The organism is Clostridium simiarum (assembly GCF_018919175.1).
GTDB lineage: Bacteria > Bacillota > Clostridia > Clostridiales > Clostridiaceae > Clostridium_L > Clostridium_L simiarum.
The window spans coordinates 36,048-51,557 of sequence record NZ_JAHLQL010000006.1; the positions used below are offsets into that span (position 1 = coordinate 36,048).

Annotated in this window: 13 protein-coding genes; 11 read left to right on the top strand and 2 right to left on the bottom strand. The window is 33.3% G+C overall.

All coding sequences use genetic code 11. From position 1 onward, the window contains the following. Nucleotides 1-132: 132 nt before the first annotated feature. The 6 genes from KQI89_RS14650 to KQI89_RS14675 all read left to right on the top strand — a co-directional run bounded on the left by KQI89_RS14650 (nucleotide 133) and on the right by KQI89_RS14675 (nucleotide 8,468). Nucleotides 133-1,740: a PTS transporter subunit EIIC gene (locus KQI89_RS14650; RefSeq protein WP_216457684.1), complete on the top strand. Its 1,608-nt coding sequence runs from the start codon at nucleotides 133-135 to the stop codon at nucleotides 1,738-1,740. Nucleotides 1,741-1,746: 6 nt separating this feature from the next. After that, on the top strand, nucleotides 1,747-2,262 hold the full coding sequence (locus KQI89_RS14655; RefSeq protein WP_216457685.1) for a hypothetical protein: 516 nt from the start codon (nucleotides 1,747-1,749) through the stop codon (nucleotides 2,260-2,262). Nucleotides 2,263-2,429: 167 nt separating this feature from the next. After that, nucleotides 2,430-3,437 carry a 4-hydroxythreonine-4-phosphate dehydrogenase PdxA gene (pdxA, locus tag KQI89_RS14660; RefSeq protein WP_216457686.1) on the top strand — a complete coding sequence of 336 codons (1,008 nt, stop codon included), beginning with the start codon at nucleotides 2,430-2,432 and terminating at the stop codon, nucleotides 3,435-3,437. A gap of 19 nt (nucleotides 3,438-3,456) precedes the next feature. Then, nucleotides 3,457-4,698, top strand: a complete 1,242-nt coding sequence (locus KQI89_RS14665) for a 6-phosphofructokinase (RefSeq protein ID WP_216457687.1) — start codon at nucleotides 3,457-3,459, stop codon at nucleotides 4,696-4,698. A gap of 197 nt (nucleotides 4,699-4,895) precedes the next feature. Beyond that, complete coding sequence (locus KQI89_RS14670) at nucleotides 4,896-6,287, top strand: RNA-dependent RNA polymerase family protein (protein WP_216457688.1); 1,392 nt, start codon at nucleotides 4,896-4,898, stop codon at nucleotides 6,285-6,287. Between the two features lie 177 nt (nucleotides 6,288-6,464). Further along, nucleotides 6,465-8,468 carry a reverse transcriptase domain-containing protein gene (locus tag KQI89_RS14675; RefSeq protein ID WP_216457689.1) on the top strand — a complete coding sequence of 668 codons (2,004 nt, stop codon included), beginning with the start codon at nucleotides 6,465-6,467 and terminating at the stop codon, nucleotides 8,466-8,468. Between the two features lie 71 nt (nucleotides 8,469-8,539). Here the strand turns inward: KQI89_RS14675 and KQI89_RS14680 are convergent, their stop codons facing one another. Further along, the gene (locus KQI89_RS14680; RefSeq protein WP_216457690.1) at nucleotides 8,540-9,652 is read right to left on the bottom strand and encodes a DUF6076 domain-containing protein; all 1,113 of its coding nucleotides are present in this window, start codon (nucleotides 9,650-9,652) and stop codon (nucleotides 8,540-8,542) included. 289 nt (nucleotides 9,653-9,941) lie between these two features. Here KQI89_RS14680 and KQI89_RS14685 point away from each other — a divergent pair, with 289 nt between their 5' ends. The 5 genes from KQI89_RS14685 (at nucleotide 9,942) to KQI89_RS14705 (ending at nucleotide 14,629) form a co-directional block, all read left to right on the top strand. Beyond that, nucleotides 9,942-11,042, top strand: a complete 1,101-nt coding sequence (locus KQI89_RS14685; protein WP_216457691.1) for an AAA family ATPase — start codon at nucleotides 9,942-9,944, stop codon at nucleotides 11,040-11,042. A gap of 219 nt (nucleotides 11,043-11,261) precedes the next feature. Beyond that, nucleotides 11,262-11,591 (top strand): plasmid mobilization protein, encoded by a 330-nt coding sequence (locus KQI89_RS14690; RefSeq protein ID WP_216457692.1) that lies wholly within the window; start codon nucleotides 11,262-11,264, stop codon nucleotides 11,589-11,591. After that, nucleotides 11,591-12,604 (top strand): relaxase/mobilization nuclease domain-containing protein, encoded by a 1,014-nt coding sequence (locus KQI89_RS14695; protein ID WP_216457693.1) that lies wholly within the window; start codon nucleotides 11,591-11,593, stop codon nucleotides 12,602-12,604. Before KQI89_RS14690 ends, KQI89_RS14695 begins: the two co-directional genes overlap by 1 nt. A gap of 13 nt (nucleotides 12,605-12,617) precedes the next feature. After that, nucleotides 12,618-12,878 (top strand): hypothetical protein, encoded by a 261-nt coding sequence (locus KQI89_RS14700; RefSeq protein ID WP_216457694.1) that lies wholly within the window; start codon nucleotides 12,618-12,620, stop codon nucleotides 12,876-12,878. A 104-nt stretch (nucleotides 12,879-12,982) separates the two neighbouring features. Then, nucleotides 12,983-14,629, top strand: coding sequence for a recombinase family protein (locus KQI89_RS14705; RefSeq protein WP_216457695.1), 1,647 nt, complete (start codon nucleotides 12,983-12,985; stop codon nucleotides 14,627-14,629). A gap of 183 nt (nucleotides 14,630-14,812) precedes the next feature. On the opposite strand, the gene KQI89_RS14710 is transcribed toward KQI89_RS14705, so the two are convergent. Beyond that, nucleotides 14,813-15,466: a transaldolase family protein gene (locus KQI89_RS14710; RefSeq protein ID WP_216457696.1), complete on the bottom strand. Its 654-nt coding sequence runs from the start codon at nucleotides 15,464-15,466 to the stop codon at nucleotides 14,813-14,815. Nucleotides 15,467-15,510 lie beyond the last annotated feature (44 nt).

Below are 15,510 nucleotides of genomic sequence, written 5' to 3' on the forward strand. Positions count from 1 at the left end.
ACATGATAACGATGTCAAAAAGTTGCCATAATATTAGTGAATTATACCTATAGGGTGCTTTATAGAATATAAAAAAATCCTATGATAGAATGAAGTTGTAAAAAATAGATATTAAGAGAGGAGTTAAATAATATGAAAAATATTCAAGCAAAATTACAAACTTTTGCAGGAGCAATGATGGTACCAATAATTCTTTTAGTACTTGTTGGTTTCTTTGTTGGTATAGGTAGTGCCTTTACAAATTATATTTTATCAGAAGGAACAATATTATATAAACTATTTAGTATGATAACTAATCTTGGCTTTATGTTTATGAATAACCTTCAATTATGGTTTGCAGTAGGTATAGCTTTTACACTTGCCAAAAAAGAAAAAGGTTGGGCAGCCTTTGCTGGACTAATATTATTCTTTTGTTTTATATCAAGTATCCAACGTTTTGCATCTTTAAATGGATGGAATGTAGAAACAACATCAGTAAAAGCCTTAATGGCAAATGGTTATAGTGAGCAAGCTGCTTTAAACTTTAACTCATTATGGTCACAATCTTTAGGAATCTTTACTTATAATATGGGTATATTCTCTGGTATTATAACAGGTATTGTAGCAGCTTTCTTACATAATAAATTTGTAGACAAACAACTTCCAGCTATGTTTGCTTTCTTTGCTGGAACAAAATTTGTAATTATTATGGCTGCATTAGCATCAATTCCATTAGCTATTATTTTCTATTATATATGGCCTTACATTGCAAGTGCCCTACAAGGAATAACAGGCTTTATATCATCAAGTGGATTATTTGGAACCTTTGTATTTGGAACATTAGACAAGATGTTACTTCCATTTGGAATACATCACTTAATAGCATTCCCAATTGAATACTCTAAAGTTGGGGGAACAATGGTAGTGGATGGTGTGTTATACGAAGGGGTTAGAAATATAATAAACGGACAAGCAGCAAGTGCAACAGCAACGGGGTATATCACTCGTAACTTTACAAATGGACGTTTATTATTCCAATTAGCTGGATTACCAGCAGCAGCATTAGCTATGTATCATTCAGCTGTTCCAGAAAAAAGAAAGAAAGTTGCAGCTGTTCTTGTGCCAGCAGTATTTACTCTTGCATTAGTTGGTATTTCAGAACCTATTGAATATACATTCTTATTTATAGCTCCATTACTTTACTTCCTAGTGTATGCTCCTTTATGTGGATTATGTTACGTATTAGCAGAAATAACAAAGATATCAATTAATGGTACTGCATTATTCTTCATGATTCCAAACATATTCCAACCACAAAAAGTACATGCTATGTCATTAATATGGTTATTACCATTAATATTCGCAGTATATTACTTTATATTTAAGTTTGCTATTGTAAAATTCAACTTAAAGACACCAGGTAGAGATACTGATTCGGAAGTAAAATTAATGAGTAAAAAAGAATACAACAATATTAAAAAAGGTGAAGAAAAAACTGAAAGTAGAGGTTCAAAAGAAGCTCTAGAAGTACTTATTATTGAAGCTCTTGGGGGAGCAGATAATATTGAAACAGTAACTTGTTGTGCAACTAGATTACGTGTAACAGTAAAAGATGATTCTCTAATAATTGCAGATCAAGATTGGAAAAACAATCTTGAAGCACTAGGAGTTGTACGTGGTAAAAATTCTATACAAGTAATTTATGGCGTTAGAGTAGGTAATATTACTACTGCTGTTAAAGATATATTACAAATTGATTAATAAGTTATGAAAAAGAATAATGAAATTAGGATAAGGTCTAATAGGTTAAAAGAATTTAAGGATTTTAGATTAATAGTGTATGCAAAAAATATGTCTGTGTTTATTACAGTAATTTTCTTGATATATATAGGTTTGCGAATTGGTAACTATAAAGGTGATGTCCATAGACTTTTTACAGAAGTACCAACTAATGTAATTGGTTTCATAGCTAGTGTAGCAAACTTGTACATATGGTTTGAATTAAATAATATAATTCAAGATATAAAATTATCAAAAAATATAGAGACTATCCGTTTAAAGCTTATGATAATGATTGTTGGAGAAGTTATTTTATTTAACTTTGTAACAGTAGGATTATTAGTCTTATCATTAATAAAATATTTTAAATGGAAAGATGTAAAGATAACAGACTTAATTAAAGATATAAAAAGAGAAGGACAAAAATCTTCTATAATATCGTTAACCTTAACATTATTAATCTGTATATTACTAACTTATACTATTATAACAGCAATTAGATAATTGTTAACGATTTAAATAAATTACAACATAACTAGACTGTTAAACTAAAAGTTAGCAGTCTAATTTTTTGAAAGCCATAAAGAATTATAAATTACCATATAAAAAATTAGGATTCTAAATGAATACAATTTTATTATAAAATAATCAATATTAATGGAGATATAAATATGAAGAAGAAAAGCAATCCTATTATTGGAATAACAATTGGAGATCCTGCAGGAATAGGACCAGAAATATGTGTTGAAGCTTTAATGAAAGAAGAAGTATATAAAAAATGCAGACCAGTGCTTATAGGATGTAGTGGAACTGTTAAAAGAGCTATGGATATAAAAAAGTGTAATTTCAAATTAAATGTAATATCAAAGCTTAATGAAGGAAAGTTTGAAATAGGAACTATAGATCTAATAGAAACTGGAGAATATGATTTCCAAAGCATAGAGTATGGAAAAGTTCAAGCTTTAGCTGGACAAATGGCTTATGATGCTATAGCTAAGGGAACTTTGTTAGCTAAGAATAAAGAAATAGACATATTAGATACAGCTCCAATAAATAAGGAAGCTATAAAGCTTATAGGAGTTAAAGAAGCAGGACATACAGAAATAATTAAAGAACTTACAGAATCTAAATACGCCTTAACTATGTTTAATTGTCACAAACTAAGAGTTTTCTTTTTAAGTAGACATTTATCCTTAAGAGATGCTTGTGATTATATAACTAAAGAAAGAGTTCTAGAAAATATAAAACTAATTAATAAAGAGATTAGAGATATAGGAATTGAAAAACCTAAAATTGCAATAGCAGCCCTTAACCCTCATGGTTCTGATAATGGATTATTTGGAAATGAGGAAAAAGAAGCTTTAATTCCAGCTATATTAGCAGCGAAGGAATCAGGAATAAATGTAGTAGGACCTGTGCCGGCAGACTCTGTTTTTCATTTGGGAAAGAGTGGAATATATGATGCTATATTATCTCTTTATCATGACCAAGGACATATAGCTTGTAAAACTTTTGACTTCGATAGAACTATATCATTAACATTAGGATTACCATTTTTAAGGTCATCAGTAGATCATGGAACTGCCTTTGATATAGCTGGTAAAAATTTAGCCCAAGCTATAAGTATGGTGGAATCAGTTATAGTTTCATGTGACTATTGGCGTTTAATGGATAAGTAACCTAAGAGGAGGAATTAAATTGAGAAAGAACTGTTTAGTAGCTCAATCGGGAGGCCCAACAACTGTTATAAATTCGTCTCTTTATGGAGTAATAAGTGAATTTTTATTAAAGCAGCCATCAGGAAAGGTTTATGGAGGATTATATGGAATAGAAGGTATTATAAAAGATAAAGTGATTGATCTATCTTATTATAATGAAGAAACTTTTAAAGAACTTAGAAATATGCCTTCATCAGCTTTAGGCTCTTGTAGATATAAACTTCCTAACATTGAAGTTAATAGTAGTGATTATGAAAGACTAATAGAGATATTTAACAAATATGAAATAGGGTATTTTTTCTATATAGGTGGAAATGATTCTATGGATGCAGTAAGTAAAATTAATGATTATGTTAAAAAAATAGGGTTAGACATAAAGGTAGTTGGAGTACCTAAGACAATAGATAATGACCTTATAAACACAGATCATACCCCTGGTTTTGCAAGTACTGCAAAATATCTTTGTAATACAGCTTTAGAATTATGGTTTGATATAAATTGTTACGATAAAGAATCTGTAATGATAATGGAGGTAATGGGAAGAGATACAGGATGGATTGCAGGATCTACTGGAATACTAAAAGAATTAGTACCAGGTATAAATCAACTTATCTATCTACCTGAACTAGCCTTTGAAAAAGAAAGATTTATAAAAGACGTGAAAGAAAGTCTAAAGAAAAATAATAAACTTTTAATAGTAACTTCTGAGGGTCTTAAAGGAAGTAATGGTGAATACATTAATGTAGACGATAATTGCTATGAAGTTGACTCTTTTGGTCATAAGCAACTAGGTGGAGTAGGAAAATATCTACAAAATATTATTAAAGAATATGTAACTAAAAATGTAAAATTACAAGAAGCTGGAGTAGTACAAAGATGTGCAATGCACTGTTCATCTAAAACAGATCTAGATGAGGCTGAAATGGTAGGAAGGTATGGAGTTATAAGTGCACTAAAAGGTAAGAGTGGATTTATGGTATCTATAGAAAGAAACAGTGATAATAATGAAGATTATAAATCTTTAGCAACTCTTGTAGAGGTTAGTGAAGTTTGTAATAAAGTAAAATATGTTCCTTTAGATTGGATTGATAAGGAAAATAGTAATGTTACTGAAAAGATGAGAGACTATATAAGACCGCTTATTTTAGAAAATGAAGAAGTATTATCAGAAGATGGATTATTAAAGTGTAAAAATGTATATAGATTTAGAATAGAAAATTAACATTTTTATAAATGAAAAGATAGGTATTCTTAAAGCGATTGTTTCACAAGGGACAACTAAAGAAAGCAAACTGAATACGGAAAAACAGTTACCAAATGTAAATGTATGGTAGCTGTTTTGTTGTATTATATAAAAAATAATGTTATAATATTTGGGGTTATTATGTAGAAAAACAACAAAAATGGTGGTGAAGTCTAATGAAGTTAGTTTCTGAAATTACAAGAGCACTAAATCATATTAATGCTCAAATAAAGATTAATGATATGGAACATAAAAAAGATGAAGGCGAAATAAAAATCATCGCTGAACGTGTTTTAACTGACCTCAAAAGTAACTCTTTTAATTTTTCGCAAGCTTCACCTATTATTTTAAAACAAGGAACCAAGAAAAGATTAGCCAAGCGATTTGTTGATGATTTTTCAACAGAGAACATTCTTTGTCAGTGTATCAAGCAAATTCTCGACAAAGAGTTTAAAATCAAGTATCCAAACCGAAATAAAATATCAAAATCTCTATTTAATGCTATTGGTACTATTAAGCATATGTCGGATTTTACGATTGTTAAGTTTGATTTCAAAGATTATTTCAACTCTATATCATCAGTCTATGTTTATGACAAAATTATAAAATCAAATTTAAGTGATCGTTTTAAAAACGATTTAATAAATAAATTTGTTACCGATACCAAATATGCTTTCGCTGGATTACAGACTTCAAATGTAATAGCTGAAATTATAGGGAATTTGTTTGATGAGGAAGTCCTAAAGGATTTTTCATCATTTGGGTTAATTTTCTATGAAAGATATATAGATGATGGGATAATAGTATTAAATGAATATTTGCCTGAAAGCAAATGTAAAGAAATGCTTTTAAACGCCATAGCGGAAGTGTTTCATGACAAATTGATACATAGCACTCCTAACTGCACTACCAAAATGAATGCACAAAAATTTAAATACATAGCCAAAAGAAATATCATTAACAATCAAAAATATACTGTTGATTTTTTGGGTTATGAATTTGTTTTGGAGAAGAAAAGCAATAGTATTGAGGTGAAATACGGAATCACAGATGCAAAGAAAGATAAGTACAAGAAAAGAATAGAGACACTAATCACACTTTTTAGCGATGTTAACTCACCAGATTATAAAAAATTAGAATTGCTTAGACATAGGCTTTTAGCGTTTTCTTGTAGAGAAGTTTATATAACTAAAAAATTTAAATCGGATATATGGAAGGTCAAGGGGTTTATTTCTAACTATGGTGAACTACGCTATTTATTGAACACAGGATTAGTAGAATCCGATACAGAAACCTTCCTAAAAGACGTCATATATGATAGTTTTAGTCGTCTGGGACTTGCGCATCCTTACTTTCTAAAGGGCGATAGTAGAAATGCGTACTCTCTATACCATAATATGTTGCAAAATAAAACTCTTTTATTTGAGCCACACATCGGATATAGTGAGATAGCTTTGTCTAATCTCTGTAAAAAAATTGATATCTCTCTTGTTGACTCATTGGGTCATAGACGAGGCTATGGTACACTTGTGCGAGATTATTTGATAAAAACAAAAGTTGGATATTAAATGACGAAAAGGTAGAGTTTCCCCTACCTTTTCGCAACATTTGCCGTAGCTATGTTCATAAACATATTGTAGCCTAAGGCGTTAATCAATATGCCGATGATGTGTGTACTGCTTACGCAACACTGCAAACTAATTAGGTTTGCTCAATTATTATAACATGCAAGGAGGTATATCGCAATGGGATGGAACGGATTAGAGCGAAATAAATTAGACTTTATTCTTACTGATTTATTACCGGTTGAATTATCTGAACTTTTTTCATTCAAGGAGTTCTATGATTTTTTGAATCAAAAAGAAAACCAGAAAATCTTAACTAAAATTGTTGAAGAAACAAAAAAGAATAAAGCTGTTAATAATAAGAAAATATTTGAAGGTGGCTGGGATACTCAACCGCTAAAATATTCAATCTTAAAAGGCTCTAACTCTCTTAGAAGAATGAGTATTGTGCAGCCCTTGTCGGCAGTAAATTTATATATATTTATTGAAACATATCAAAAAGACGTGTTAAGCTATTTTGAAAAAGAACATTGTTTTTCTTTGAGATATCATAAAAAAAGCAGTGATTTATATTATAAAGGAAAATCAGATCGAGCTGTAAATTATTTTCACCATCAAGCAAAGCGAGCCGGGAAATTGGGAATACAGCAAATGGGAACTTTTTTTAAAACGGTTCCTTTTGAATCTATTAATTCTTTTACTGGATCCCTAAAATGGAGAATGAGCAATTTTCATTACTCATATTACGCTAAAATAGACTACAAGTCTTGTTTTGATAGTATTTATACTCACGCATTTAAATGGATCATTGAAAGAAATGTAATAGACTCTAAAAAGGCCGATCATTCATCTTTATTTATAACAATTGATAGAATATTGCAGAATATTAACGGTAAGTCGTCCAATGGTTTGATAGTTGGACCAGAATTTTCACGAATGATAGCTGAGATTCTCTTACAACATATAGATAAAAAAGTTAAATTGTCCTTAGCAAAAGAAAATATTATTCAAAATAGAGACTTTGCAGCTTACAGATATGTAGATGATATTTTTATTTTTGGAAAATCACAAGACATAGTTGACAAAATAATAGATACCTTTGCTTGTGTGGGACAAGAATACTTGCTTCAATTAAATGAATTAAAAATATTCAAAGGTGAAACCCCTTGCTTGCCTAAGGAGTGGTTGGCAAAAACAAGAAATGTATCAGACGTTTTAAATAATTGGTTTTACAGTAAGCAAGAATATATAAAACAGTCAGATGATGAAAAGCATGTAGTTAAAAAAGATTTTGTATTTATAGACAGAATAAAAGATGATATCACAGTTGTGATTAAAACGCATGAGTCAGATAAAAGAACTATTGTCTCATATTTGCTTTCTACTATTTTCAATAATGTTAGCAGAAAAAAAGAGGGTTGTACTCTTTTTGGATCCAGTGGTCACGGCCGTCCTTTAATGCTACTTGATATGGCTTTTTTTATATATGCATTTTGTCCTTCGTATGAACAGACAAGAAAACTCATATCCATAATCGTATACATTAATAATGAGTTAAATTTTAAAAAAGATGCTGTTGCGAAGAAAAAATTAAAAAATCTGATCAACAGGTATAGCTTTGTTTTTACTAACGGCAATGTTTTTGATTTAATAGATTGGTTTGCATTTTTGTTTGAATATGGAATTACATTAGACATCAAGATTGAGGAAGTAATAATACAAAAGGCTTGTCAGCTAAATGATCCAATCGTTTGGGCTAACCTGTTATTATATTCAAAGTATAATGATACATTTTTCAATGAAATGAAAACAAAGATAGAAATTACTATCCAATCTGAGTTGGAAAAAATTACGGACAAGTCAAAAATGTTAAACAAAGAATTTTGGTTTGTTTTAATATTTCATAATTGCCCCTATATTTCCCCTCCAGTTATAGCAAAAATTGATAGTATAATACAAGGAATAAAACCCGCAATAACAAGTGTTAAACCATCAGATAGAGCAATTAATCTGGTTTATAGCTTTTTACAGAAAAAAGAGGTAGATGGAACTAAACCAGGAAATAGTTTCTTTAACTGGTCAGGAGAAAAAGGTATGGGCGATAAGATTACATACAGAACATATCAGCGAACTATTTTCAAAAAATACAATAAAAAGAATGGATTCTATACCAGTTTAGATTAGAATAGAAAGGGCTGTCCAAACTGGATAGCCCTTGTCGTTGTTGATAACTTAAATGGAGGATCGTAAATATCTTAAAACTTTTCCATCAATTCCTTATACTCAAAATCAGAAAGCTCACCTCTTTGATTTTGCTCCATATAGGAGATGGCCTCAGCTACTTGATTGTTCCATTCATCAACAGATAGCTTGCCACGGTTCTTTCGTGTTTTAAGTCTGTTATAGACCTTGTCGTACTCCTGCTGTGTAGGGGTACGCTTTTCTTTTTTCTGCGTTTCCTTAATGTGAGCACCAATATCACGGCAGGTTTTTGTATCACCAACTTTCTTTTGGTTAGGTGCCATATTGGAACAATAGCAAGTGTTATGTCCCGACAACAGCAAAAAGTATTTGCCACAGTTGTGACATCTGCGTGGACAATGACCATTCATAAGTGCTCTAAAGAAATCCAAGTGTAAAAATGCACCCATGCTTTTAAATACAATGCGTTCAGCAATCAAATACTCTTTTTCATTTTCGGGGTTTCTCATAGGTGCGTATTCTATTCCCACTTCTCTTGTCTGTGTAAAATCAAAAGATAGTATAGGTGGCATAGTCACACGAATTTCATTCAAAAGCTTTGTGTCAGTGAAAAAGCTGTAAACCCCAACAGCGTAATGCTCTTCGTTACGTTTATTTAGCTTTTCAAAATACAAATCAAGCATCACTGAAATATACTTTTTGAAAGCTATGGTTTCATCAATGAAAGAAATTAACATAAATATAAAATGATAAAATACCTCTCCTTGATGTGTGTTTCTGTCTGTCAATGCAGCGAACCCTTGTGGCTTAGTATTAAAGATATCCGCAAGCATGGAGTGCCCAAACTCCTTATCAATTAAATAATGAAATGGCGGTAAAGCAATCTCCAAGTCTAAAACCTTGTTTAACTTGTTCTGTATTTCAGAAACGGTTGCAAGGTCTTTTTTTATGTTTGGATTAAATAAGGTCTTCATTGCAACTACAAGGGCATTGCGACTGTCGTTCATTTCAACTAAATAGTCATCATTTAAATTTAAAATGTCGGTTGTACACTGCCCTAAAGGAATTTTGTTGTCGTTAATTAATATTTGGTTTTTCCAAAACATCAAGGTGAATTCCTGCAATGTATTCACTTTTTCGTTTGTTCCTTTTGTTCCCTCAATCATAAAATTACCTCTTCTGTATCAGATGAATTTTTGAGATGTACCTGACTTTGCGATACACCCCCAAAAGCTATTGAAAAGTTTTTTTAATGTGTTACCATTATTGTATCAGATATATTTGAGAATATCAATCAGTAACTTTGAATCTTGAAAATTAAATGATCGTCTAAAGGTGATACGGTTGCCACGACCTCGAAAGAGCGAGCGACGAAAACGACGGAGAGAACCTCGGTTAGGAACTGCTTTAGGTAGAACGACAACAACAGAATTAATTATCACAGGAGGATTTTATATGACAAATAAACTTGAAACCATGGATGCAGAAACTTTGATGACCACACCACTTGAACAACTCAAATTCATTGTAGATGGGCTGATACCACAGGGTCTTCACATCTTAGCAGGCTCACCGAAAATCGGCAAGAGTTGGCTGTCGCTGTGGATTTGCTTGCAGGTTGCTAAAGGCGAAAAGGTATGGGAATTTAAAACGCTGAAAAGCGATGTGCTTTATCTTTGCCTTGAAGATAGCTTTGCGAGAATACAAAACAGATTGTTTGAAATTACAGATGATGCACCGCCAAATCTTCACTTTGCAATTATGAGCGACACCATTGGAAACGGTTTAGAGATTCAGATTGAAAACTTCATCAAGGAACATTCTGAAACTGGATTAATCGTGATTGATACTTTGCAGAAAGTTAGCAGCAATACATCAGCAAATATAAATCCCTATGCCGCCGACTATGATGACATCAACGCCCTGAAACAAATTGCTGATAAATATAAAATTGCGATTGTTTTGGTTCATCACCTTAGAAAAACTGGTGACAGCGACCCACTCAATATGATTTCTGGCACCAGTGGCATCGCTGGCGAAGCTGATACAAACTTTGTGTTACAGAAAGAAAAAAGAATTGAGAACCGAGCAATGCTTATCTGCACAGGGCGTGACATTGAACAGCGAGAATTGTTTTTGGAATTTAACAAAACCACTTTTCTTTGGGAACTGCGAGAACCAATTGATGTAGAGCAGAAAAAGATTGATGAGGTGATTATTCTTCTCTCTGATTTTATTAAATCGGTTGGCAGTTTTACTGGAACAGCAACGGAGCTTGGAGAAAGTTTAAAACTGGAGTGCAACCCATCTGCACTGAAAAAGAAAATCATTAAGCATATGAGTTATTTAACTGAAAACAACATTACCTATTCTGAAAACCGAACCTTTGAAAGGCGAGAGTTTTCTCTCAGTTATATTCCCAATGACACGATGACGGATGAAAATTCCCCTCAAAATCTCCCGTCTACGTGTCAGCTCCCGTCAGCACAGAGTAATCTCGCCACCGTTGCCCCCTGTTCGCCAACGTGTGAGCCTTTGACGGATATGGTGGGATAGTAACACGAAAACGATACAAAACCGCAAATTAAGCCACCGTTGCGGACAGCTTTGGATTTATACCGATTTTAGATTAGCGGAGGAGCTTTCGGTTACGAATTCCTACCCTTTGGGTAGGGCGAGCATAGCGTCCGCCTATACGGCGGCCACTGCTCGGCGGGAGACCCGCGCCACTTGTTTACGAAAGAAGCATAGTTTAAAGCGAAAGCGAGGAATTAAATGAAACAAGTAAAAGACAGGAATTACGCATTTAGGATAACTGAAAAAGACCTAAATACCATAAAACGAAAAGCCAATAGAGCAAAAATGTCGGTTACAGACTACATCACAGAATCAGCCTTAGAAAAGAAAATTATTATAATTGATGCACTGCCCGAGATAGTAAGTCAGTTAAAAAAGATTGGAAATAATCTTAATCAGCTCACAATGCTCAGCCACCAAGGTGTGATTAACACAGTAAACCTTGATGAAACTGAAGAATCATTAACAGAAATCTATTGGAAAATTAACGAACTTACAAAGGTGGTGGACAGCGATGGCGGTGTTTAGTGCGGTCAAAAATAAGAAACAAACCAAGGGTGCAATGGCTGGGGTGCTCAATTATATCTCTGACAGCAACAAGGTTTACTACAATGACATTCCGCTTCGCACAGGGATTAACTGTAACTATTACAGTGGCTTTGCAGAAATGTGACTCACCAAACAGCAGTACGTACAAGAAAGATGATGGCAGACAGTTTTATCAATTTGTGCAGTCATTTTCTGAAAAAGACGAGGTTACTCCTTTAGAGGTTCATCAAATTGGTTTGGAGTTTGCGCAGAAGCTTTTCCCTGATTTTGAAGTTATGGTTGCTACTCACTGCAACACCAAGTACCCACACAATCACATTGTGGTAAACTCTGTAAGCTTCAAAACAGGCAAAAAGTTACATCAAAACCATGATATTTTAATGGAGCAGCGAATGGTCAATGACCAAATTTGCTTGGCTCATGGGCTTAATGTTTTGGAACCATACCAAAAATTGAAACGAGGACAAGCTATAAAGCAAAAAGAATATCGTGCAGCCGAGCGAAGCCAAAGTTGGAAGTTACAACTTATTGCCGCCATTGAAGATGCTCTTTTATACTCCACCGACAGGGAAAGTTTCATTCACAATATGGAATACGAGGGTTATCAAGTCAACTGGAGTGACACAAGAAAATACATTACCTACACCACTCCCGAGGGTTATAAATGCAGAGATAATAAGCTTCACGATGACGCTTATCTCAAGGAAAATTTACAAAAACTGTTTGATTTCAGACAAGAAACAGGATTTAAACCTATAACCTATGAGCCACCGGAGGGATGGTTGGGTGAAATGCAAAACTATTATGGACTTACCAAAGATGTCATTTCACTGGGCAAAAACCTTGAAAGTATGGGCGATGTTCCGCTACCACTTACCCAAAAGGGTTGGACGGACAGAAAGCAAAAACAGCGTGAAAATCTCAAAAAACTTGCGGCAGGTCACAAAATTCAAAGCGAGCAAGAACAAGATTTTGATATGAGAATGTATTAATGAGATTGATGATATGAAGAATACAGAAAATTTGAATACAGGTTTTTATGGAGAAACAATGCCACTCTTAGCTGAAAAAGACGGTAAAGTCCTGCCGATTTATCGTGATGCAGGAGTGTACATTACAGACGATGAAATCAGAACAGAACGACAAATGAAAATTAATGGCAGACCTTATTATGTGACTTCCATATTCCCAACTTTTTCAGAAAGTACACCTACTGAAAAAATTATCGAGCTTATGGAACTGGAGCTAAATAATAAAGTGGGTTAAAAAGTGATATTGCAATAGACTTAGGCAAACCTTTAGAGTATGATGTTGTTGCGAAAATCGCACACATCGTATTCGGTTTGCCATGAAAGAAAGGAGTCGTAGCAATGGCAAACAATAAATACACAATTTTATATGCAAGACTAAGTCAAGACGATGGCAGCCAAGGAGAGTCCAACAGCATTAGCAATCAACGACTAATCTTGGAAAAGTACGCAAAGGAAAATGGTTTTGAAAATCTAAAATTCCTAAATGATGATGGATATTCGGGAACCAATTTCAACCGACCTGCCTTCAAGAAGCTGATGGAGCTTGTAGAAAACGATGCGGTAGCAACCATTATCGTCAAGGATATGAGTCGATTTGGCAGAGAGTATTTAGAGGTAGGAAGATACACTGAAATTGTATTTCCAAACTATGATGTTCGGTTCATCGCCATCGGCGATGGCATAGACAGCCTCTACGGAAACGATGATTTCACCCCGTTCAAAAATATAATAAACGAGCTTTATGCAAAAGATTGCAGACGTAAAATTCGTGCTGCCAAACGAGCGAAAGCTGAAACAGGTGCTTGGATGGGTGGAAAACCGCCATATGGATATATGCGTGACCCAAAAGATCCGAAAAGGCACCTCGTACCCGATCCTGAATCTGCTGAGATTGTAAAACTAATATTTGCACTTTGTGTCGGAGGTAAAGGTCCTAACCAAATTGCAAAAGAGCTTACAAAAAGAGAAATATTAACCCCTGCCCACTATGAGTATCAAAGGCAAGGTATTAAAAATGGCAATCTTAATCTTGATAAACCATACAAGTGGCACTTAGAGAACATCGTCAGAATTTTAGAAAATGAGGTTTATGTTGGTCACACCATTAGCCTTGTGAATACCACAAAATCCTATAAAAACAAAAAACGAGTGGTACGCCCAAAAGAAGAACAGGTGAAATTTGAGAATACGCACGAGTCATTGGTTGAAAAGAAAATATGGGATATTGTGCAAAAATTGAGAGAAAGCAAGGTGAAACCTGCGCCAATAGATGAACCCAATATCCTTGCAGGAATGGTATACTGTGCGGACTGTGGTAGCAAAATGGACTTGTTTCGTACACGCACCAAGGGTAACAATTACAATAATTTCAAGTGCAGAAGCTATAATAAGAATGGCAAAGAAGCTTGCTCCGCTCAATATATCACTGAAGCAACCATCAAGACAATGGTGCTTGATGACCTTCGTAGAGTGCTACACATTGCAAGAAACCACAGTGATCTATTCGGCAGATACCTCAGAAATAAGAGTAATTCGGAGGTGCAAAAGGAAATCGGTAAGTTGACAAAGCACATTGATATTCTAAAAAAGCGTGATGCCGAATTGCGTTCACTCTTCAAAAGATTATATGAGGACAACGTTCTTGGCAAGATTCCAAATGAGGTATTCAGAAGTCTTAGCGACGATTACCTTGACGAGCAAAAAGAACTACAAGCTACCATTCCCATAAAAGAAAAAGAGCTTGAAAAACTCAAAAGTAGTGTTACCAACATCGATGCTTTTATTGAGAGAGCCAAACAATATCCTGAAATACCGGAGCTAACAGCAGAAATTTTACATCTGTTCATTAGCAAAATCATTGTCTCTGAGAAAGAAGAAAAATACTCACGTACCGCACCACAGAAAGTTAAAATTGTTTATCGTGAGATTGGGCTGATGGATTTGGCAGATACAACAGCGTTAGCCGAGAAACTAAAAATAGCCTAAGAACAGCAAAAGGCAGACAGTTCACTAAAACTGTCTGCCACAATGCAAGAAATCATTAAATTTTAAGTTGTACCACACGACACAGTCGCTAATAGAGTACTTGTCTTTTTATTTTATATTAATTAAATATAAAATAAAAAACTATGGAAACCAAATTTAAATAAGTTTTCCATAGATTTGAAACTATAAATTATTAAGATTTTTTAGGGATTTCCAGTCTTCTTTAAATGTTTTAATACCTGATTCAGTTAAAGGGTGATAAAGAGATTTTATATATAAGTTATAAGGGATGGCTGCAAAATCTATGCCCATTGTAGATAATTTTTCTAATTGATATAAATTTTTTATAGAGGCAGCTACCACCTTTGTTTTGTAATTTTTATCTTTAACAATAGATTGTATTGACTCAATTATTGAAAGTCCATCATGTCCATTATCATCATTTCTACCAATGAACACAAATAGATAATCAGCACCAGCATTAATAGATGCTAAAGCTTGAGCAACATTAAAAATTAATGTCATTGCACTTTTAATACCTTTTTCTTTAAGGTATTTACAAAGTTTTAAGCCTTCTTTTGAAAAGTTTATCTTAATTACAATATTCTTATTTATTTCTTGAATCTTATTAACTTCTTCAACCATATCTTCAAAGGTAGCACTCATAACCTCACCACTTAAGAAATCAAGATTTGTTGAAGAGTACTTCTTTAAGAAGCTATAAAAATTTTCATTGTTTTTTAAATACATTGAAGAATTTGCGGTAATTCCATTAATTCCAAGGGATAAAGAGTCTTTAATTTCTTCATTGTTAGCTGTATCTATAATATAAATCATTAAATAACCTCCCTTACTTTCCACTATATTATATCCTTCTGAAA

Excerpts from the sequence above, each read along its gene's own strand:
- KQI89_RS14670 (WP_216457688.1), top strand. The coding sequence starts at position 4,896 with ATGAAGTTAGTTTCTGAAATTACAAGAGCACTAAATCATATTAATGCT.
- KQI89_RS14650 (WP_216457684.1), top strand. The coding sequence starts at position 133 with ATGAAAAATATTCAAGCAAAATTACAAACTTTTGCAGGAGCAATGATG.
- KQI89_RS14655 (WP_216457685.1), top strand. The coding sequence starts at position 1,747 with ATGAAAAAGAATAATGAAATTAGGATAAGGTCTAATAGGTTAAAAGAA.
- KQI89_RS14685 (WP_216457691.1), top strand. The coding sequence starts at position 9,942 with ATGACAAATAAACTTGAAACCATGGATGCAGAAACTTTGATGACCACA.
- KQI89_RS14705 (WP_216457695.1), top strand. The coding sequence starts at position 12,983 with ATGGCAAACAATAAATACACAATTTTATATGCAAGACTAAGTCAAGAC.
- pdxA (WP_216457686.1), top strand. The coding sequence starts at position 2,430 with ATGAAGAAGAAAAGCAATCCTATTATTGGAATAACAATTGGAGATCCT.
- KQI89_RS14675 (WP_216457689.1), top strand. The coding sequence starts at position 6,465 with ATGGGATGGAACGGATTAGAGCGAAATAAATTAGACTTTATTCTTACT.
- KQI89_RS14690 (WP_216457692.1), top strand. The coding sequence starts at position 11,262 with ATGAAACAAGTAAAAGACAGGAATTACGCATTTAGGATAACTGAAAAA.
- KQI89_RS14710 (WP_216457696.1), bottom strand. The coding sequence starts at position 15,466 with ATGATTTATATTATAGATACAGCTAACAATGAAGAAATTAAAGACTCT.
- KQI89_RS14680 (WP_216457690.1), bottom strand. The coding sequence starts at position 9,652 with ATGATTGAGGGAACAAAAGGAACAAACGAAAAAGTGAATACATTGCAG.
- KQI89_RS14700 (WP_216457694.1), top strand. The coding sequence starts at position 12,618 with ATGAAGAATACAGAAAATTTGAATACAGGTTTTTATGGAGAAACAATG.